At 64.5% G+C, this 19,192-nt stretch carries 16 protein-coding genes; 6 read left to right on the top strand and 10 right to left on the bottom strand.

What is annotated here, in order from left to right; genetic code table 11:
• Positions 1 to 107: 107 nt before the first annotated feature.
• Positions 108 to 1,274 (bottom strand): serine hydrolase domain-containing protein, encoded by a 1,167-nt coding sequence (locus J2Y55_RS19845; RefSeq protein WP_310157100.1) that lies wholly within the window; start codon positions 1,272 to 1,274, stop codon positions 108 to 110.
• 33 nt (positions 1,275 to 1,307) lie between these two features.
• Between J2Y55_RS19845 and J2Y55_RS19850 the strand changes: the two genes are divergently transcribed.
• Positions 1,308 to 2,258: a LysR family transcriptional regulator gene (locus tag J2Y55_RS19850; protein ID WP_310157101.1), complete on the top strand. Its 951-nt coding sequence runs from the start codon at positions 1,308 to 1,310 to the stop codon at positions 2,256 to 2,258.
• An 83-nt stretch (positions 2,259 to 2,341) separates the two neighbouring features.
• On the opposite strand, the gene J2Y55_RS19855 is transcribed toward J2Y55_RS19850, so the two are convergent.
• On the bottom strand, positions 2,342 to 3,154 hold the full coding sequence (locus J2Y55_RS19855) for a class I SAM-dependent methyltransferase (protein WP_310157502.1): 813 nt from the start codon (positions 3,152 to 3,154) through the stop codon (positions 2,342 to 2,344).
• Positions 3,155 to 3,497: 343 nt separating this feature from the next.
• On the opposite strand from J2Y55_RS19855, the gene J2Y55_RS19860 reads away from it, so the two are divergent.
• From J2Y55_RS19860 to J2Y55_RS19870, 3 genes are all read left to right on the top strand, one after another.
• Positions 3,498 to 3,761, top strand: a complete 264-nt coding sequence (locus J2Y55_RS19860) for a hypothetical protein (RefSeq protein WP_069690505.1) — start codon at positions 3,498 to 3,500, stop codon at positions 3,759 to 3,761.
• A gap of 510 nt (positions 3,762 to 4,271) precedes the next feature.
• Entirely contained in the window at positions 4,272 to 5,771 is a 1,500-nt protein-coding gene (locus J2Y55_RS19865) for an ABC transporter substrate-binding protein (protein ID WP_310157105.1), read from the top strand.
• Positions 5,772 to 6,015: 244 nt separating this feature from the next.
• Positions 6,016 to 6,921, top strand: coding sequence for a S1C family serine protease (locus tag J2Y55_RS19870; RefSeq protein ID WP_310157107.1), 906 nt, complete (start codon positions 6,016 to 6,018; stop codon positions 6,919 to 6,921).
• Positions 6,922 to 7,133: 212 nt separating this feature from the next.
• Here J2Y55_RS19870 and J2Y55_RS19875 read toward each other — a convergent pair whose 3' ends face one another.
• The 8 genes from J2Y55_RS19875 to J2Y55_RS19910 form a co-directional block, all read right to left on the bottom strand.
• The gene (locus J2Y55_RS19875) at positions 7,134 to 8,048 is read right to left on the bottom strand and encodes an aldose epimerase family protein (RefSeq protein ID WP_310157108.1); all 915 of its coding nucleotides are present in this window, start codon (positions 8,046 to 8,048) and stop codon (positions 7,134 to 7,136) included.
• 8 nt (positions 8,049 to 8,056) lie between these two features.
• Positions 8,057 to 8,881, bottom strand: coding sequence for an NAD-dependent epimerase/dehydratase family protein (locus tag J2Y55_RS19880; RefSeq protein WP_310157110.1), 825 nt, complete (start codon positions 8,879 to 8,881; stop codon positions 8,057 to 8,059).
• Between the two features lie 2 nt (positions 8,882 to 8,883).
• Complete coding sequence (locus J2Y55_RS19885) at positions 8,884 to 9,744, bottom strand: SMP-30/gluconolactonase/LRE family protein (protein WP_310157112.1); 861 nt, start codon at positions 9,742 to 9,744, stop codon at positions 8,884 to 8,886.
• On the bottom strand, positions 9,741 to 10,946 hold the full coding sequence (locus J2Y55_RS19890) for a mandelate racemase/muconate lactonizing enzyme family protein (protein WP_310157115.1): 1,206 nt from the start codon (positions 10,944 to 10,946) through the stop codon (positions 9,741 to 9,743). Before J2Y55_RS19890 ends, J2Y55_RS19885 begins: the two co-directional genes overlap by 4 nt.
• A 240-nt stretch (positions 10,947 to 11,186) precedes the next feature.
• Positions 11,187 to 12,383, bottom strand: a complete 1,197-nt coding sequence (locus tag J2Y55_RS19895) for an extracellular solute-binding protein (RefSeq protein ID WP_310157118.1) — start codon at positions 12,381 to 12,383, stop codon at positions 11,187 to 11,189.
• Between the two features lie 268 nt (positions 12,384 to 12,651).
• Positions 12,652 to 13,350, bottom strand: coding sequence for a GntR family transcriptional regulator (locus J2Y55_RS19900; protein WP_310157120.1), 699 nt, complete (start codon positions 13,348 to 13,350; stop codon positions 12,652 to 12,654).
• Between the two features lie 294 nt (positions 13,351 to 13,644).
• Positions 13,645 to 15,597, bottom strand: a complete 1,953-nt coding sequence (locus tag J2Y55_RS19905) for an FAD-binding monooxygenase (protein WP_310157123.1) — start codon at positions 15,595 to 15,597, stop codon at positions 13,645 to 13,647.
• A 57-nt stretch (positions 15,598 to 15,654) separates the two neighbouring features.
• Positions 15,655 to 16,437 (bottom strand): class II aldolase/adducin family protein, encoded by a 783-nt coding sequence (locus tag J2Y55_RS19910; RefSeq protein ID WP_310157125.1) that lies wholly within the window; start codon positions 16,435 to 16,437, stop codon positions 15,655 to 15,657.
• Positions 16,438 to 17,255: 818 nt separating this feature from the next.
• Here J2Y55_RS19910 and J2Y55_RS19915 point away from each other — a divergent pair.
• Both J2Y55_RS19915 and J2Y55_RS19920 read left to right on the top strand, forming a co-directional pair.
• The gene (locus J2Y55_RS19915) at positions 17,256 to 17,738 is read left to right on the top strand and encodes a MarR family winged helix-turn-helix transcriptional regulator (protein ID WP_310157129.1); all 483 of its coding nucleotides are present in this window, start codon (positions 17,256 to 17,258) and stop codon (positions 17,736 to 17,738) included.
• Positions 17,739 to 17,987: 249 nt separating this feature from the next.
• Positions 17,988 to 18,950: a Bug family tripartite tricarboxylate transporter substrate binding protein gene (locus J2Y55_RS19920; protein WP_310157131.1), complete on the top strand. Its 963-nt coding sequence runs from the start codon at positions 17,988 to 17,990 to the stop codon at positions 18,948 to 18,950.
• Positions 18,951 to 19,192 lie beyond the last annotated feature (242 nt).

Genomic DNA, 19,192 nt, shown 5'->3' on the forward strand with positions numbered 1-19,192 from the left:
AAGCGAGCGAGTCGAGCCCCAAGGTCCCGCTCGCTCGCCTCCGGCGTCTTGACTATGTGGCGCCGGATCGGGGCGACCACATGCCCCTGACCGCCGACGACACGGATTTACGAGAGCGGCATCGAGGCGGCCGCCGCGATGCTCTGGGCGAACCTGCCGGACATTCCCTCATAGGCGGTGTTGGTCATCGAGATGACGCTTCGCTTCCTGGCGAAGTCGATACCCCACCAATTGCCGTAGGTTCCACCCCAGGAAACCGAGCCATTGCTCCATTGGCTGCCGGTCGATGCGGGGTCGATCACGACGGCGCCCATCCAGGAAAACCCCCATCCCGGCCCCATCGCCTGAGCCTCCGCACCAACTCTGGGCATTCTCGCCGCCTCACGCAGATCGTCGCCCAGGAAGGCGCCCGTGCGATAGGCCTCGAGCAACGCCAGCACGTCGCGGGCGCGTCCGGCCATCCCGGCGCCGCCCGAGGGCCAGGCGGTCGCGTCTCGAATGCGCTCCGGATCGAAGCGAACGCCCGGCCCCTCGCTGTAAGGCTGCGGCACCTCGACGCCGACGGTCATCCGCACCGGCGCCGGTTTGCCGTCGCGATAGGGGACGGCAAGATCCTCGTCCGGCCAATGAAACGCCGCACTCAGTCGCAGCGGCTTGGAAACTAGCGTGCGGATGGCTTCGTCAAGGCCCATGCCGGTGACAGCCTCGATCACGCCGCCCAGAACGTCGGTCGCAACGGAATAGCGCCAGCCTTCGCCGGGAATGCGCTCCAGCGGCACGCTCGCGATGCGGGCGAGATTGGCTTCAAGCAAGCCCCGGCTCTCATCAAGACCATCCGACACACCAGCACGGGCATAGGGTCCATCCGCAGGTTGCTGGGAGCGGTAGTCCAGGCCGGCCGTATGCGCCATCAGATGACCGATCCTGATGTCGGCGATCGAGCCATCGCCGAGACGAGGCGCAAACCCCGGTAGATAGGTCGTCACCCTGTCTTCGGGCGACAGGCGGCCGGCTTCGATCAACTTCAGGATGGCCATCGTCGTGAAGGCCTTCGTCACAGAAGCGAAACGGAAGGGCGTCTCGATCTGCATCTGCCTGCCGGTCTCGCGGTCGGCGTGGCCGGCTGCCCGCTCGTAGACGATCTCGCCATTCTCGGCGACGAGCACGACGCCTCCAGCGATGCGGCCCTCGGAGAGAGCGTCATCGATTGCAGCATCAAGCGCGTTCGACAGGCTCGGGGTCCTTAAATCTTGCGTCTTTGAATCTTGGGTCATTGGGAACTCCTGTTCGGAAGGATGCTGTCCCAGATGCGCCATCTTGATCGTGAAGTTGAGCTAGGCCATGCTTCATGGGTCTTGAAGTCAGGTTTAATGATGGGGCCCGACCTTTTCTCGCTGCTGCCTGCCTTCCGACTGGTCGCAACGACCGGTGGCTTCACCGCTGCCTCTGGTCGATTGGGCATGACCCCGTCTGCGGTATCGCAGAAGATCCGGCAGATCGAAGCTCTCGTCGGAGCCCGGCTTTTCGAGCGCACCAGCCGCAGCGTCCGGTTGACCGAGGCGGGCCGCCTCCTCCTACAAGATACGGACCGCGCTTTCGGCGACATCGCCGATGCGCTCGACCGGGTTCGAACCGTTGGGAAACGGCCGGCAGGCAATCTGCGGATCAACCTGTCGCGGCTGGCGGCCCAGCTCTGCATCTTGCCGCGACTGGCTGCCTTCATACGGCACTACCCCGACATCGCGGTTGAGCTGGCAACGGACGATCGATTGACCGATATCGTTGCTGGCGGTTTCGACGCGGGCATCCGTTTCGCAGATACCCTGGAGATGGACATGATCGCTCGCGCTATCGGTCCACCTCTGCGCCGCCCGGTGTTGGCCTCGCGCTCCTACCTGGAAGCTGCGGGCATCCCCCAGCATCCCAACGATCTCGGACATCACCAGCTTATCCGCTACAGGTTCCCGGGGAGCCAGCGATTGGAGCCGTTGACCTTCAATGTCGACGGTCAGGTATTGCGCCTCGATCCGCCACCGCGGCTGGTGTTCGACGACAATCAGCATTTCGACTTTGCCGTTCGCGCGGGCCTGGGTATCGCTCAGCTCTTCAGGGCGGCGGAAAACCCTGCCACTGAGACGCACGAGCCAGTCGAGATTCTGACGCAGTTCGAGCCGCATCCCCTCCAGTTCCGGCTGTATTATCCCACGCGGAATCAGCCACCGAAACTGCGGGCGTTTATCGAGTGGTTTTGCGGTTAGTTCCGGTACCCACGGCCAAACGAGGAAGTACAGCGTCGTCGAAAACCCTCTCGCCGACCGGTTCAACAGAGAACGATCAACGCCTAGAACACAGCCAGGATGACGTGGGCCTGAATTTTGGCGGCAACTTCGCCGCTGCCATGTCTGTCTGTGATTGCGGATGTGGCGTAGTCGGTTGCGGCGTCGAGTTGCCCCGCGCCTCTGGCCTCGATCTCGTTGCGAAGGGGCGTTCCCTGGCAATAGGCAACGGCCGCAAGCCGCGGCGAGGCTGCGCGGCTCTGCTCGGCTCTCGTCTCGATCGCCACATCGGAGAAACCCGCCTCCTCCAGTTCGCTGCGGATCAGGGCTGTGTCGTGGTAGCCATGGGGCGTGCGCGCCATAAAGCGTGGCGGATCGTTCGGAAAAAGCCTTGCGAGGGCATGCGTCACTTCATCGGCAAAGACGTTCTCCTCGATGCGGTCCCAGACGTTGAACAGGAAATGTCCTCCGGGCTTCAGGACACGCCTGGCTTCGCGATAGGCAGATATGCGGTCGGGAAAGAACATCGCGCCGAACTGGCAGCAAACCAGGTCGAAGGCCGCTTTTTCAAATGGCAGCGCCAAAGCATCCGCCTGGCGCCAGGTGATGCGCCCGTCGGGAGCCTGCCGCGAGGCGGCGTAGTCGAGCATCGGCTGGTTCAGGTCGGTGACGACATAGCTCGCATTAGGGGGCAGTTTTGGCGCCAATGCGCGGGTGACGACCCCGGTGCCCGCGGCGATTTCCAGGACGGCGCTTGGCGACAAGGAGGCTGCGCGCCGGGCAAGGTCTGCGGCGAACGGCTCGAAAATCAGCGGCACCATATAGCGGTCGTAGTTTTCCGGAAGCGAGCCGGCGAAGACCTTGTCCGTTTCCAACATTGCGATCCCCGCCATCGGTTTGAAGCCTCGCGAGATCAGCCTGTGCGAGACCGGCATATGATCATGCGTGCTGGTGGCTTTCGACCGGAAGGCACCCAACAGCATGCGGGCTTATGTCGGCTCTAGCTTTGCGACAGCGGAGGTAAGGTCGGGCTGTCGAAAGTGATCATAACAGCCGTGGCAGATTGCCAACAGCGCCCAGGCGGGTGATTCAAGCTCCCAAACGGGTGTGTCTCATCGTCCGGAACCGGGCAGCGTCAGAGCCGGGAGAGGCGACGGCAAGGCATATTTCGTTGGTGCTCTGAGCCTGTTGTGTCATAGGCAGTCCTGAAACGGAGACACAATGGCCGAGATAACGATCACGCTGCCCGACATCGCGACATGGACAAAAGCCGTCCTCGTCGAGGCAGGAATTCCAGCTGGGGCAAAATTTACGTCGGTCCGCTTCCTGAAAGGCGGCACGAAGATTGGCCAGTCGACAGGTATGTCGGACACCTTGATTGCGCGCCTGATGTGCATCAAGCGCGGCGGCGGCGTCACGGACGCCAAGATGAACAAGGTTCTGAGCGGCTATGTGTCGTGCACCTTGGTGGCGATGATCGACTGATTGTCGCTTTGCTGGCCGCCTCATTGCATGAGGGCGAACCATTTGCCCCGTGCAACCATCTGCCGCGTGATTGACAGTGGCCCAGGCCATCTCAATGCCGTAAGGCAGTCATGTCGCTCGCTGCTGGCCTGCTCTGGCCAGACTTGCGGCATCCTAGGTTGAGCTACCCTTAGCTCCCGATGGAAGGCGGCTCCGCAGTGATGCGGGGCCGTTTTCGTTGTGCGCCCAGCATGGAGCGAGGCGCGCGCTCCTGCGGAAGCGCGCGATTGCAGCGTCAAGTCAGCGGAAGACGGTCGATGGCGGCCGCATTGATCGTGATCGAGATCACAACCGCCGCATCACGATCGGATCCGGGCGGAGGTGAACCATCTCGGAGAGACGACGTGGCCGGGACATCATCCCATGATGGCATCTCACAATGGAATTGTGATCACTTGGGTCCAGCGCCACAATAGCGGCATGCTCGACTTGCACGCCCCGGCAGGCTCCGGCTTCGAAAAGGACCGATCGATGACGAAGGTTTGCAAATGGCTCGTCGCAGCCGGCCTGGCGCTCGCCGCGACCGCGATGCCCGCGCTTGCGGGGGCAGACCGCTTCGTGGTGGACCTCGCAGCCGAACCTTCGACGCTTGATCCACAGGTTCAGTGGAATCCCGACAGCTACTACGTCTACCGCAACATCTTCGACAATCTCGTCACGCGCGACGATGCGGGGCAGATTGTGCCGGAGATCGCGACCGCCTGGCGCAACCTGTCCGACACGGAGATTCTGTTCACGCTGCGTGGGGATGTGACCTTCCATGACGGTTCGAAACTCACCGCCGAGGATGTCGCCTTCAGCATCAAGCGCATCACCGACAAGGCCTTTGCCAGCCCGCAGCGCGGGCAATTCGACAAGATCATCGAGGCGGTTCCGCTCTCAGTGACTGAGGTCAAGCTCGTCACCGACGGTCCCTATCCCGCTCTGCTTGCCCAGCTCGTGAAGCTCTCGATCGTGCCGAAGAAAGTCGTCGAGCAGATCGGCAACGACGCCTTCAATCTGAAGCCGGTCGGTAGCGGTCCCTATCGTTTTGAGAGCTGGCAACGCGGCGTCGCGGTCACGGTGAAGCGCAATGATGGCTATTGGGGCAGAAAGGGGCCGTTTCCGACCGTGCTCTTCCGGGCCGTGCCGGATGGTGCGACACGCGTCGCCAACCTCCAGGCCGGCAGCTCCGACCTTGCCGTGGGGCTCGACAGCGACCAGCTTGCCCAATTTTCTGCCTCGCAGCGGGTCAAGCCTCTGACGGCGTTGACCGAGCGCCTCGCCTATCTGCGCCTCAACCCGAACCGGCCGCCCTTCGACAATCCGAAGCTCCGCGAAGCCGTGGCGCGCGCTGTCGACAAGCAGGGCATCATCGACGGCATTCTCAGCGGGCAGGAGAAGCCGATCGCCCAGATGCTGACGCCGGCGCATTTCGGCTGGGCCGAGGGCATCACCGGCCCCGCCTACGACACGGCGCGCGCCAAGGCGCTTGTCGCCGAGGCCGGGGCCGGCGCCAAGGTCTCGATTCCGCTCACCACCGCGCCGTTCTTCGATCAGCGTGTCGTCCAGGCGATCCAGCAGCAATTGCGGGATGTCGGGCTCGACGTGACGATCGAGATGGTGGACACGCCGAGCTTCCTGCAGCGTACCCAGCGTGGCCCCGTCGACTCGCCCGTGCTGGCGATCAGCCGTTCGTCCTGTGCCTGCCAGGATGCCGACGGCGCGCTCTATCAGCTGTTCCATTCCGGCAATGGCTGGACGATCGTCGAGAACAGGCAAGTCGACGGGTTGCTCGACCGCGCCCGTGCGACGCTCGATCCGGCGGCGCGGCTCGCCGACTACCGGACAATTCACGAAACGGTTGCCGCAACGCTGCCGGTCGTCCCGCTCTACCAGACCGTCGCGGGTTATGGCGCCGCCAAGCCGCTGCAGTTCACCCCGACGCCGAACGAAAGCCTGTTCCTCAACCGCATGCGCTGGGCGGACTGAGCGAGGCTTCGAGTTCGACCGGGTCTTCTCCTCTGAGAGCCCGTTTGGAAACTCCAGCCCTCATCCTGAGGAGCCGCGTAGCGGCGTCTCGAAGGATGAGGGCTGGGGGAACTCCCAAACGGGCTCTTGTTTCCCCCAAAGCCCTTGCGATGATCGGGCCGCTTCATACCTTTCAACAGACGTATCCTGCTTCTGCAGCCGCGCCCGGCTTGCGCATGGCACTGCGTCCTTTCAGGATGGAATGATGAGTTTCGGCCCGGCTTTGCAATCGATCGTGGGCGTTCGCACCTCGATCCCGGAAGACGCCTTCACGGCTGCCACCCTGGGCACCCGGAGGGAGGGCAGTGGCGTGGTCATTCGGGACAACGGGCTGGTGCTCACCATCGGCTACCTGATCACCGAGGCTGAGGACGTCTGGCTGACGACCCAGACCGGCCGCGTGGTTCCCGCCCATGCGCTTGCCTATGACCAGGAAACCGGATTCGGCCTGGTGCAGGCGCTTGATCGGCTCGACCTGCCCGCCATGGAGTTCGGCGCCGCAACCCAGGCCGAAATCGGCGACCCCGTCGTCCTTGCCGATGGAATCGGCCAGGTGGTGCGGGCGAACATCGTGGCCAAGCAGGAATTCGCCGGCTACTGGGAGTATCTGCTGGATGAGGCGATCTTTACCGCCCCTGCGCACCCGTCATGGGGCGGCGCCGCGCTGATCGGAGAGGACGGCAAGCTTCTGGGCATCGGCTCGCTGCACCTGCAAATGGGCCGGGGCGAGGAGATATCCGAGGTCAACATGATCGTGCCGATCGATCTGCTTCCGCCGATCCTGAACGATCTGCTCGCCCGGGGCGGCGTCGACAAGCCGCCGCGCCCCTGGCTCGGTGCGTTCTCGGCGGAGAGCAACGGCGAGGTCGTGGTGATGAGCGTGACTGAGGGAGGCCCAGCGGCCGAGGCCGGCATGCGTCCTGGCGACATCATCTCGGACGTTCGCGATGGCGAGATCGATGGTCTGGCCGATTTCTACCGGAAGCTATGGGCGAGCGGGCCGGCAGGATCGGAGGTTCCCATCAGGATCGTCCGCAATGGCCGCGAAACCTGGCTTCGCGTGAAATCGGCCGACCGCGGCAGCTTTCTGAGAAAGCCGCATCTTCAGTAGCCTGCAGGGTGGCGCTGTGGCTATGGCCTCAGCACGGCTCCATCGTCATTGCGAGCGCAGCGAAGCAATCCAGGGGACGTAGAGCGAGCCCTCCTGGATTGCTTCGCTGCGCTCGCAATGACGGCAAGGTTTCCACGCATTGGTTCTGGGTTCCGGGCTCGATCCCTCGGATCGCCCCGGAATGACGGCGGAGCCTCGACCATAAGTCGGTGTCAAAAGCCGTTGGCATTCAGACCCTTCATCTCGGACGCGGAGATCCGCATTGTCCCGGCAAGGACCTCGCCATGTCCAAGCATGGCGAGTTTGCCGTGTTGCGCGAGCTCGCAGCGATTATGGGCGTCCGGCATATGGCTGACCGGCTCGATGCAGACGAAATCGCGATCCGGCCCGACATAGAGATGCAGGTTTGAAAAGGCCTCCTCGCCACGGACCTTGATCGAGAGGCCCGCGCCCGGCCGGTCCAGCTCGACCAGCCGCGGCTCCCAACCGGAATAGTGAGCATCGAAGCCGGCGACATCGGCGAGCGCGATGCCGCCGCCGAGATCAGGCGCGGTTTGCGCGGGCACGAAGCGCAAGGGCAGGTATCGCTCGTCGGATTGCGAGCGTTGGGCGGCGTTGAAACGCAGCCTCGCGCCAGCCTCCAGCCGAAAATAGGGATGCAGGCCGATGCCGAAGGGCATCGTCGCGCCGCGATTGGTTACGGCAAGCCGCAGCGCCAGGCCCGCGGCGTCGATGATGACGTCCTGCACCAGATCATAGGCGAAAACATCGCCGCGATGGCGATGCAACAGGCTGATCGCACCTTCCCCCTGGGACAGGATTTCAAAGGCTGCGAAGCGCGAGAACCCGTGGATCGCACATCTGTCCTGCGGCCGATTGATCGGCAGCGCGTAGTCGCGGCCGGCATGGCTGAAGCTGCCGCCATCGATGCGATTGGCGAAGGGCGCCATCGGAAAGCAGCCGACGGGCGAGGGTTCGCTTGGGATGAGCGCCGTGTCGTCGCAGCCGCGCAGAATATCGATCAGCCGGCCGTCGGGATGCCGCCAGCTCAGAGCCGTGAGGTTGGCGCCGTAATCCGGATTGACGGCGAGTTCATAGCCATGGGCCGAAAGCGTGATCCGCGACATGTCGCCCCTCAGCCGCGCCGGCTATAGCCGATGCCGCAATGAGAGCCGCCCTGGAAGCGGCGGGTGACCTCGTCGCCTTCCTCCGGCGCGACCTGGTCGACAAAATCCTCGGCATTGTCCTGCGGCACGAAACCGATCCGATGCGCGTCGTCGCCTGTCCACCAGCGGCGCGTATTGGCCGAGATGCCCCATACGACGGCGTAGCCGACATCCGGCGCGGCCAGCGCGGCAAGCACGAGGCGGACGAGATCGGGATAGGACAGCCAGGTTGCGAGGTTTCGCGTTTCCAGCGGCTTGGGCAGGCAGGAGCCGATGCGCAGCTGGACGCTCTCGACGGCGTGCTTGTCATGGTAGAGCCGGCCCAGCGCCTCGGCATAGACCTTGGAGACCCCGTAATGCCCATCCGGCCGGTAGGGGTCGGCGATGGTCAGCGGTTGCTGCGTGCGCGGATAAAAGCCGATTGCATGGTTTGAACTGGCGAAGATCACGCGCGCACGGCGCTCGCGCGCCAGTTCGAAGATATTCAGCGTGCCCCAGATGTTGATCCGCAGGATCGCCTCGGGGTCCTTTTCCGTGTTGATGCCGCCGAAATGCACGATGTCGGTCACGTCGTCGGGGCAGGCGGCCGCAAGAGCTGCCCTGTCGGTGATGTCGGCGGCCGCAAAACGCGCTCCATCAGGCATCGGATCGGGAAAGGGCAGGAGGTCGTTGAGGCGTAAGCGATGACCGGCGGCAGCGAGGCCCGGCGCGAGCACGCGCCCGAGCGTGCCCGACGCCCCCGTCAGCAGCACATGGCTGGCCTCCGCCGGGCGATGTTGTGTTGCTGGGGCCATCGTCAAAGCCCTTTCATGCGCGCGATCGGCACGCCAGCGACAGGAGCCTCCGCGATGAACAGGTCGCCATCGCCGGGGCCGGGCAGGGGGCCGATGCTGAGCGATGTCACCGCCAACTGCCGCAATCCCGGTCCACAGAAGCCCGGCATGGTCGGCGCCTTGCAGGGCACGCGGTGGCGCGAGACCAGCGTGCCATCCGGGGCGAAGCGGTTGAGCATGCCGGCCGAGACCCCGGCGCTCCAGTAATGCGCCTGCACATCGCAGGCGCCGCCATCGGGCCTCCCGGTTGCGTCGTCCAGCGTCGCGAAGCGGCGTTTGCCGGATAATTCTCCGGTCTGCGGGTCGAAATCATAGGCGTCGATGGTGGGCCCGCGTGAATCGCTGTGATAGAGGACGCGGCCATCCGGCGACCAGGCGAGGCCGTTCGAGACCGTGATCCCTCCGAAAAGCGCCTTGACCGCGCCATCGGCCGAGATCTGGTAGAGGGCGCCGAGCGGCTCCTTCTCCGGGCGGTCGTCCATGCTGCCGAGATAGAAGCGGCCGTCAGGCCCGACCTTGCCGTCATTGAGGCGGTTGGTCTCGGACTCGGGCGTCCCGGCAAAGGGGCTGAGGCTGCCGCTATCGGGGTCGAACAGCGCGATCTCGCGCCCAAGAGCCAGGATCAATCGGCCGCTCTCGGTGAGGCCGAAGGAGCCGACCGGTTGCGCGAAGCTCCAGCTCGCCTTGCGGGTGCCGTCGAGCGCGATGCCATGGATTGCTGGCGCCAGCACGTCGCAGATGAAGAGGATGTCGCGCCGCTCGTCCCAAAGCGGACATTCGCCGACGCGGCAGCCGAGGACGGAAAGCGTGCGGAAGGCGATCACAAATCGGCCCGCCTCGTCTTCTGGATGATCGCGTCGGGATGTTCGAGCACATAGGGGCTGAGCTCGAGGCCTAGCCCGGCGCCTGCGAAGGGGTAGACATGCCCGTCCTCGATGCGCGGCATCACCGTAACGAGGTCACGATACCAGGAGGTGTAATAGGCCCTGACGGATTCCTGGAAGATGGCATTGGGCAGGTTCATCGCGAGATGGATCGAGGCGGCGAAGACGACCGGGCCGGTGCAGTCATGGGGCGCGACTGGGCGCTGGAAGGCTTCGGCCATCGTGCCGATCTTCTTCGCCTCGCTCAAGCCGCCGCACCATGACACATCCAGCATGACGTAGTCGGCTGCCCCCTTGCGCAGCAGTTCGAGAAACTGCGACCGGGTTGCGACGGTTTCGCTGGCGCAGACCGGCAGGCCGGAACGCTGCGCATAGATGGCAAGCGCGTCCGGGTCCTGCATCTTGATCGGATCCTCGGCCCAGAACGGCCGGAATTCCTGCAGGCCGCGAGCGATCGCCAGCGCCGATGGCAGGTCCCACATCGAATGCAGCTCGACCATCACCTCCATCCTGTCGCCGACGGCGTCGCGGATCTGGCGGAAGGGCAGAAGCGCCTTGTCGAGATCGGCCCGGTGGATGAAGTTGCCGCCGCTTTCGACCGCGTAAGGGTCGAAGGGCCAGATCTTCATCGCCGTGATGCCTTCCTCCAGCAGGCTTTGCGCCAATGCGCCGGCATCGCGATGGAAGGCGATCTGGTCCTCATAGGGACCTTCCGCCCCCTGGTCGCCGGCACCGATGTAACGGCGCGCTCCGCTCTTGTTGTAGGTGTATCCGGCGCAGGTGTTGTAGGTGCGGATGCGCTGCCGCGAGAGACCGCCGAGCAACTGGTGGATCGGCTGGTTCGTCGCCTTGCCGAAGAGATCCCAGAGCGCGATGTCGACGGCGGATGCCGCGCGCATCTCGACACCCGAGGAGCGGAACCCGACATAGGTCTCGATCAGCAGCTTCGAGATCGCGTCGATTTCCAGCGGATCGCGGCCGATGAGGAGCGGCGCGACGTCCGAGTGCAGATAGCGGGCGACCGCATCCGCGCCGCGGAAGGTCTCGCCGAGGCCGATCAACCCCTCATCGGTATGGATCTGCAGCCACAGGATATTCTTGAGGTAGGGGAGCTGAATGGTTTCGAGCGCGGTGATTTTCATGGGCCGGTATCCGTGAGAATGCGGGCGAGGTCGGCGCGGAGGCAGACCTCGCGATGGTGCCGGGGCGCGTGCCTCCCAAGGCGCCGTTCAGGATGACCGGCAGCCGTGACGGGCATGATCGCACGCGCGGGATGCGATGGCGGAGAGGCGCCCGCCGCGACGGCGGACGCTCCATGGCGAGGCAAGGCGGCCAGGCAAGATGGGTCAAGCAAGACATGGCCATCATGCGGGGGGCAGCCGTTATTTGGAGCCGATTTCTTCGTCCCAGCGCCGGAAGGCCTGGACGAGTTGCACGGGCTCGAGTGGCAGTTCCTTGGGATTATCGGCGATCAGCTTCTCGTATTCCGGCCGGCCGTATTCGGCGAGCGTGTCCTGGCTTGCCTTGGGCGCCATCGAGAGCGGCACGTCCTTCACCGCCGGGCCGGGATAGAAATAGCCTTCGTCATAGGCATAGGCCTGCTGATCTTTCCTGAGCATGTGCGAGATCAGGTCGACCAGGATGGGAATGCGCTCCGCCGGGAGACCCTTCGGGATGCTGAGATAATGGGCGTCCACCACCCAGCGGAACCCCTTCAGGGTCTGGATCTTGGCGTCCTTCGGCACGATGCCGAGCGCACGCGGATTGATGTCCCATCCTGTCGTGGTGACCATCATGTCGCGCGTGCCGTCGCCGAACTCCTTCATCACGGCCCCGGTCCCGGTCGGGTAATACTCGATCTGCTTGTGCAGCTCCTTCAGATAGGTCCAGGTCTTGTCCCAGCCTTTGACCGGATCCTTCGGGTCGGTGTCTCCAAGCAGATAGGGCAGCCCCATCAGGAAGGTGCGCCCGGGCCCGGAATTGGCGGGGCGCGCATAGATGAACTTCTTGGGGTTCTGCTTGGCCCAGTCGAGCAGTTCCTCGGCCGTGGTCGGCGGCGTCTTAACGCGTGCCGGCGCATATTCCAGCAGCGGACCGGACGGATAGTAGCTGATGACGACGCCGCGGCCCTTGGCCAGGGCCTGCATGCGCCAGGCGGGGTCGAGATAGATCGATTGGAGATCGGGCAGGTTCTTCGCCTGCTCGCCGATAAGATCGTAGTAGATGTCGTCGGCGAGGCCGGCGGAGAGCGCGTCTGGGCCGATGATCACAAGATCGATGTCGACGCGGTTTGCGCCCTGCTGGGCCTTGATCTTGCTCGGGAGCTCGGGCGCGGGAGCCTTGGTGAAGGCGATGCGCGAGACGAGCTCCGGATTGGCCTTGCGGTAATTGTCGAAGGCCGGCTGCGTGAGGGCAAGGTTGCCGGCAGCATCGACCACGTTCAGCAGCAGCGGGGATTTGGGCTTGGCCACCTGAGCTGCAGCGGGATGTATAGCGAGCCCGCCGAGCCCGGCCACGCCAAGCCCTGATACGCCAAGCGCGCCGCCGATCAGATGCCGTCTGGAAATGTCATGCGTCATGTTTCCACCCTTTCTGGAACATTGGAAGATTGGTCCGCGGGCGTTGGCTCGTCCGTCGGGGGCCCGTGATGGGCTTCTCGTTTTCGTTGCCAGAGCAGGATGCGAAAAAGTGGGAACCGGTTTTTCGCATTGATCCTGCTCTCACGTCTCTATGCCGTCTGCCTTTCCGTTCGCGGCGAATGGCTTTTCCGTCCGTGCCGGCTGACGCCGTCGCCGGGTGCCGATGAGGCCGAAGTTCCGGCAAGCGTTCTTCCGACCCGGCCCAGGTTCATTGTCTGTCGTCCAGCCGGGCACGACCGAAAACCGTCTCGATATGGCGCTGTCCGGATCGGACGATGTGGTCCCGCATGATCCGTTCGGCGGAATCGGGGTCTGCCAGCGCGATCGCCTCGAGAATGGCCCGGTGCTCGGCGAAGGCGCGACCGCGCTCATCGGCGTCCTGGAGCAGGCCGACGCGCGTCGTATGATCGTAGATCTGCTGCCGGCTCTGGAGACGGCGCAAATATTCGCAGCCCGAGGCCTCATGGATCTGGCCATGGAAGAGCTCGTTGAGCTCGATCAGCCTTTCGACATCGCCTTTTCGCGTCGCGGTCTCCATATCGGCGACCTGGGCCCGCAAGACGTCGATATCCGCCGGCGAGGCGCGTTTGGCCGCCATGCGCGCGATCATGCTTTCAAGCGCGGCGCGGGCGAGCGACATCTCCTCGGCCTGCTGTGGGCCATAGGTCACGAAAACGCCGCGCCGCGGTTCTGTCCGCACCAGGCCCTCAGTCTCGAGCTGCCGCAAGGCCTCCTTCAGCGGCGTGGTGCTGACACCGAGATCGCGCGCAAGATCGCGCTCGTTCAAGCGCTCCTCATCGACGAGCCGGCCGGCAATGATCGCCTTGCGCAGATTCTCGTGAACATGGTCGCGCAGATTGATCAGGAAGATCGGCTGGACCGGGGTGACGCGCTCGCCGTGATCCATGCTGGCCTCCGCGATCGTGCCGCCGATGGTTCCTAATATGAGATATCTGATATTTCAGCAACAGCCAAAGACAAGCCGCTTCCTGCTCGCGATAGCTGGGAAAGCCTGTATTCGCCGATCGCGGTTTTACTCTGAGGCATCGTTTGAAAATTGAGCCCTCATCCTGAGGAGCTGCGAAGCAGCGTCTCGAAGGATGCTCCAGATGGTTCGGCAGCCCCTTGGAGCATCCTTCGAGACGCCATTCCCAAGGGAATGGCTCCTCAGGATGAGGGCTGAGGTGGGCTCAAACGGGCTCTAAGAATCCGGCTGGCCGAGCAGGACGCCGGCGAAGAAATCCTCGAGCGCTCGGAAACCGTCCAGCGGGATGACATGCGCGACATATTGGTCCGGCCTGACAACCACCAGGCAACCCTGCTCGCGATCGATGCCGCGCAAGTCGAAGATGTCGTGACCGCCGCGAAAATCGGGGCAGAACACCTTCTCGTAGTCGACCAGGCCGAGGCGGCCCTTGCGGGGCAGGAGCAGGCCAGGCAGCGTCTCCATCGAGACGTCGCGATGCGCCTGCTGGAGGATCGCGCGAAGGTCGATGACCGCGTCGATATCGTCGCCTGGCCGCCTATGCCGGCGGATGGGCGATGAAGGCGAGGTCGCCAGGACATCGCAAAGCGCCCGGAGCCGTGAGGTTGCCGAGGCCGGATCGGCCCTGTCGGCGAAGGCATAGAGGCGCCAGCGACCATCGGCCTCAGCGACATGGCCGAGCTGGACCGGCTTGGCGTCGGCAAGGCGCAGCACCGGCGCGGAATGGAAGCGCGCGCCGATCGGAAACCCTGTCGCCAGCCCGGCATGGCTCGGCTTACCAGTCAGCACCGAGGCAGCGTAGCGGGTCGCGGTTCCTGCCGTGTAGCGGCCATGCCGGACGAAATACGCTTCGACCGCCTTGGGATCGACGCCGTCCCCGGTTTGCGAGGTTTTCAGCGGCGCGCTCAGCATCTTCGCCCATTCGCGGTCGAAATCGATCAGCTCCCTGGCGATCGCCTGGCGTTCAGCCGAGTAGCTGTGCAGGAGTTCCGGCGCGCATTGCCCGCGCAGGACCGCGGCCAGCTTCCAGCCCAGGTTGAAGCTGTCCTGCATCGAGACGTTCATGCCCTGGCCGGCTTTCGGGCTGTGGGTATGGCAGGCATCGCCGGCGATGAAGACGGCGGGCAGGCGCTGCTCCACCTCACCCTCCGGCACATCGTCGAACTTGTCGCAAAGACGCTGGCCGATCTCGTAGACCGACCACCAGGCGACCTCTTTCACCTCGAATGTGTAGGGCCGCAGGATCCGCTGTGCCGCGGCGATGAGATGCTCCACCCCGATATTGCGGCTCGCGACCCGCTCGTTCTCGCTGAGCTTGTCGAGCTCGACATAGATCCGGATCAGATAGCCGCCCTCGCGGGGGATGATCAGGATCGTGCCTTCACTGGCGGACTGAATCAGCGCCTTCAGCCGGACATCCGGGAAATCGGTGACCGCGAGCACGTCCATGACGCCCCAGGCCTGCTGGGCGGAATCGCCATCCAGCCTGCGCCCGATCGACTTGCGCACGGCGCTGCGCGCGCCGTCGCAGCCGACGACATAGCGCGCCTTGACCGTCTCGATCTCGCCCTCATGGGCGGGATCGAGCCGCTCCAGCTGCACGGTCACGCGGTGCGATGGAACGCCGCCATCGGCCGTGGGACTTGAGTCGATCTGCAGATCGAGCAGGCGCCTGGAATAATCCGGCTCCAGCCGGCCAGGCGAGCGCCTGATGACGTCGAGGAAGAAATCATGCACCCGCGCCTGGTTCAGGATCACATGCGGGAATTCGGAGAGCCCATCCTCGACATCCTGGATCCTGCCGCTGCGGATGATGCGCTCCGGCCGCGTCGCGTCGGGTTTCCAGAACACCGTTTCGTTGACCCAGTAGCTCTCCTTGAGGACACGCTCGGAGAAGCCGAAGGCGTCGAACATCTCGATCGTGCGGCAGGCGATGCCGTCGGCCTGGCCCAGTTCCAGCGGTCCGGGCTTCTGCTCGACGATGCGCGTCGTGATCTCGGGAAAGGCCGCCAATTGCGCAGCCAGCGTCAAGCCTGCCGGGCCGCAGCCGACGATGAGGACGTCGACCTCACCCGGCAAGGACGCGCTGGTCGAGGAAGCCGCAAGATCGGCGGCGGGCTCGCAGATGGTGGGATCACCGGTTCGAAAACCGTTGAGATGAAATTGCATGGAGGCCCCCTTCAAACGAGGCGGGATGATTGAGGCGCTGCGTCAGGCCGGGCGCTGTCAGCGCCGGCGGGCGCGGGCCTGTTCGAGCCACATCTCCCAGGGGCGATGGACCTGTGCCTCGATGCTCGCGACGCAGGCGCGGCTTTCGCCTTCGGTGAGATAGGTGACCTCGCCGAGCTGCATCGCCTGGAGCTGATAGCGTGCGTTGAGCTCGGCATAGACGGCCCGGTAGACCGCCTGCTTGATCGAGCCGCCGACCACGGTCGAACCATGGCCGCGCATCAAGACGATGTCGTGGCCGTCGAAATGCTCGGCGAGGGCGCGGCCGAGATGATTGCTGCTGATCAGCAGATCGGTCGCGTCGCCCCCGGCCTCGCGGATCTCGAAGACGGGCGCGCCCTGGCCGACGAAGCCGGCCATATGGAACATCGCCTTGAGCCTCGTGCCCTTGACGACGCTGAGCGGCACGATCGAATGCGAGTGGCTGTGAACCACGGCCATCACGTCGGGACGCCTGCGGAAGATCTCGGCGTGGATGAAGCGTTCGAGATAGACCTTGCGGCCAGCCGCGTTCACCGCCTCGCCATCGAGCGTGAATTCGACGATGTCTTCGGCCGCGACCCGGCTCGGCGCCATGTTGCGGGCGAGCAGGAAGCGATCGGGCCGGCCATCATGGCGCACGCTGATATGGCCGAACGCATCGACGACGCCCTGATCGAACAGGATGTGGTTGGCTGCGACGAGGTCCTCGACGATCTCCGGGGAGGGCGCGACCGAGGCTGTGGCCGTATCGGCCAGATCGACGGCGATGGGGTGGTTGCCATGGTCCGAGGTGCACATAGGTCGGTCTCTCCTCGCCTTGATCGCAGCGTTCTACAGGCCAGCCATTGGATAGCGGTCGCTCCGCCGTGCCAGCACAGACGATCGGAAGGGATCGATGAGGATGCGAAGCTGCATGCGGCACCGCGGATTCCCGAAGCCGGAAATCGCAGCGCCATCCTCCCCATCTGCTCGATCTCTGACGGATCGTCCGTATACTGATTAACAGGATACGCGCGGATTTTCCGCTGTCAATCGGCCGGCGGCACCGGCATAGCGCCGTTCGGTCCGGGCAGGGCAGGGGGACGCGATTGGATGATCGGGATACGGCGTCGCTTCAGACTGTCGCGCGCGCATCGATGTCGGACGTCGCCTTGGCAGTGCCTGCGGAGGCGAAGCGGCGGGAGCGCCGACGTCAATTTGGCAGCTCCGCGAGCCCTCATCCTGAGGAGCCATTCCCTTGGGAATGGCGTCTCGAAGGATGCTCCAGCAGGCTTCGGTGATGGCTCTGTCCTGGCCACCCACGCCGCGTCATCCCAGATCGGCGCGGCTTCGCCGCTTGTCCGGGATGACGGCGTGGTTCTGAGGGCAAACGGCATGCTCCAGGAGGCTCCTCTGCGAGCTGGAGCATCCTTCGAGACGCCGCTTCGCGGCTCCTCAGGATGAGGGCTGGAGGTTCCAAACAGGGCTCTGAGAGCAGTTTGACCGCTTACGGAATGAAAGCATACGATCTATAGCGGAAACGGGCGATCCGGCCGGGCAATATTCGCTTGTACGGGCTGAGATCGCGGACATTCGAGCGGCGAGACCTGCTGCTGTCTCACTAGGGCAAAGCGACGATGTCGATGGATGATATCTATCTCAAGCCTGGCCATCTCATTCGGCGTGCGCAGCAGATTGCCGTCTCGATCTTTCTTGAGGAATGCGCGCCGGTCGATCTGACGCCCGTCCAGTACGCAGCTTTGGTCACGGTGCGCGAGAACCCCGGCATCGACGCGACCCGCCTGTCGGCGCTCGTCGCCTTCGACCGTTCGACGCTCGGCAATGTGCTGGAGCGGATGGAGGCGAAGGAGCTTATCCTCCGCTCGGGCAGCAAGGACGACAAGCGCATCAAGGTGCTGCATCTCTCGCCAAAGGGCGAGCGCGTCCTGAGGGATGCCGAGCCGCTGGCGCAACGTGCCCAGGAGCGCATCCTCGCGCCGCTCGTGGCCGAGGATCGCGAGGTCTTCATGCGGATGCTGGCGCAGCTCGTCGAGCTCAACAATGACGCTTCGCGCGTGCCGCTGCGGCTTGCTGCGGTGCGTCCTCCCGACGCGGCCTGACGGCCCGGCCTTTCCCGAGATTGCGGTCGAGGCGGTTTCACGAATCTGCGTTCGTGAGCTTGCGGTTTGACAGAGCCAAGATGCGGTGCATACTGATAATGAGTATGCGTTCTTATATCGCGAGGTGACCTGAGCCCGCAGTCCCTGGCGCTGCCGGGCCCGCTTCACGACGGGATCCTGATCGCAGACCGCCTTTTCGACCTGAAGCGAGAACCGCCAGCAAGGCGGCCGTATCTGGAGGAAGCCCTGGTGATCATCACACGACGTGCGGCCCTGATGGGGCTCGCCGGCAGCGCGCTCGCGCCCCGGACCAGCTTTGCTCAACGCAAGATCGTACGGCTCGTCGTGCCCGCCGCCGCGGGCGGCGCCATCGACGTCATCGGGCGGCTCTACGCCCAGCGCATCGCGCCTGCGCTCGACGAATCCTGGGTGGTCGAGAACAAGGCCGGCGCCAGCAATACGCTCGGTGCGGCCGACGTTGCGCGGTCGGCGCCCGACGGCGCGACCTATCTGACCAATGCCGATATCCACATCATGGCGAAACACGTGATGCGCAACGTGTCCTATGATCCACTGACGGATTTCACGCCGATCTCGCGCTTCGCGACCTCGCCGATGGTGCTGATCGGCTCGAGCAAGACGCCGCAGACCATGCCGGCGCTGATCGCCGATATGAAGGCCAGGCCCACCGAGTACTCCTTCGCCAATTCGGCGCTGGGCAGCATGGGCCACCTCGCCACCGAGAGCTTCAAGCGCCGCACCGGCACCAGCGCGGAGCTGGTCAATTATCGCGGCACGGCTCCGGCGATCACCGATGTGGTCGCCGCCCAGGTGCAGCTGATGGTCGCTCCGCTCGGCTCGGCCCTGCCGTTCATCAGCGATGGCAAGGTGCGCGCCTTCGCGATCATGGGTGCGCAACGCAGCAAGCTCCTGCCGAACGTGCCGACCGCTGGCGAGCTCGGGCTGGCGGATTTCGACTTCACGCTCTGGTACGGCCTATGGGGGCCGAAGGGCCTGCCGGCCGCGACGGTGCAGCGCGTCAACGCAACGGTGCAGGCGGCGTCAAAGGATCGCGAGATCGTCGACAAGCTGACCGCACTCGGTGCCGAAGCCGTGACGGAGGACGCGGCGAGCTTCGCGCGCTTCATCGAAGCCGAGACCCTGCGTGCCAACCGCGTCGTCGAAGAGGCGGGGATCAAGGCGGGCGGCTGACAGAGCTGCGGTCGCAGCGGTTCGGTCGACCTCATGGTTCACAACTGCCTCTAAGCTGCGCCGTTGCGGTTTCGCGGCAACGGTCTCGACGACCGGCTTCTTGCGCTCCGGCCAGCGGGCACAAGTGGCCTTTGTTGCCTCTCGGACTATCCACTCCTCGCCAGCCCAGCACTCGGCGGGGCTAAGAGCTCGTTTGGAAACTCCGCGAGCCCTCATCCTGAGGAGGCATTCCGGTAGGAATG

The sequence above is a fragment of the Allobosea sp. BE125 genome (assembly GCF_031456075.1).
Classification (GTDB): domain Bacteria; phylum Pseudomonadota; class Alphaproteobacteria; order Rhizobiales; family Beijerinckiaceae; genus Allobosea.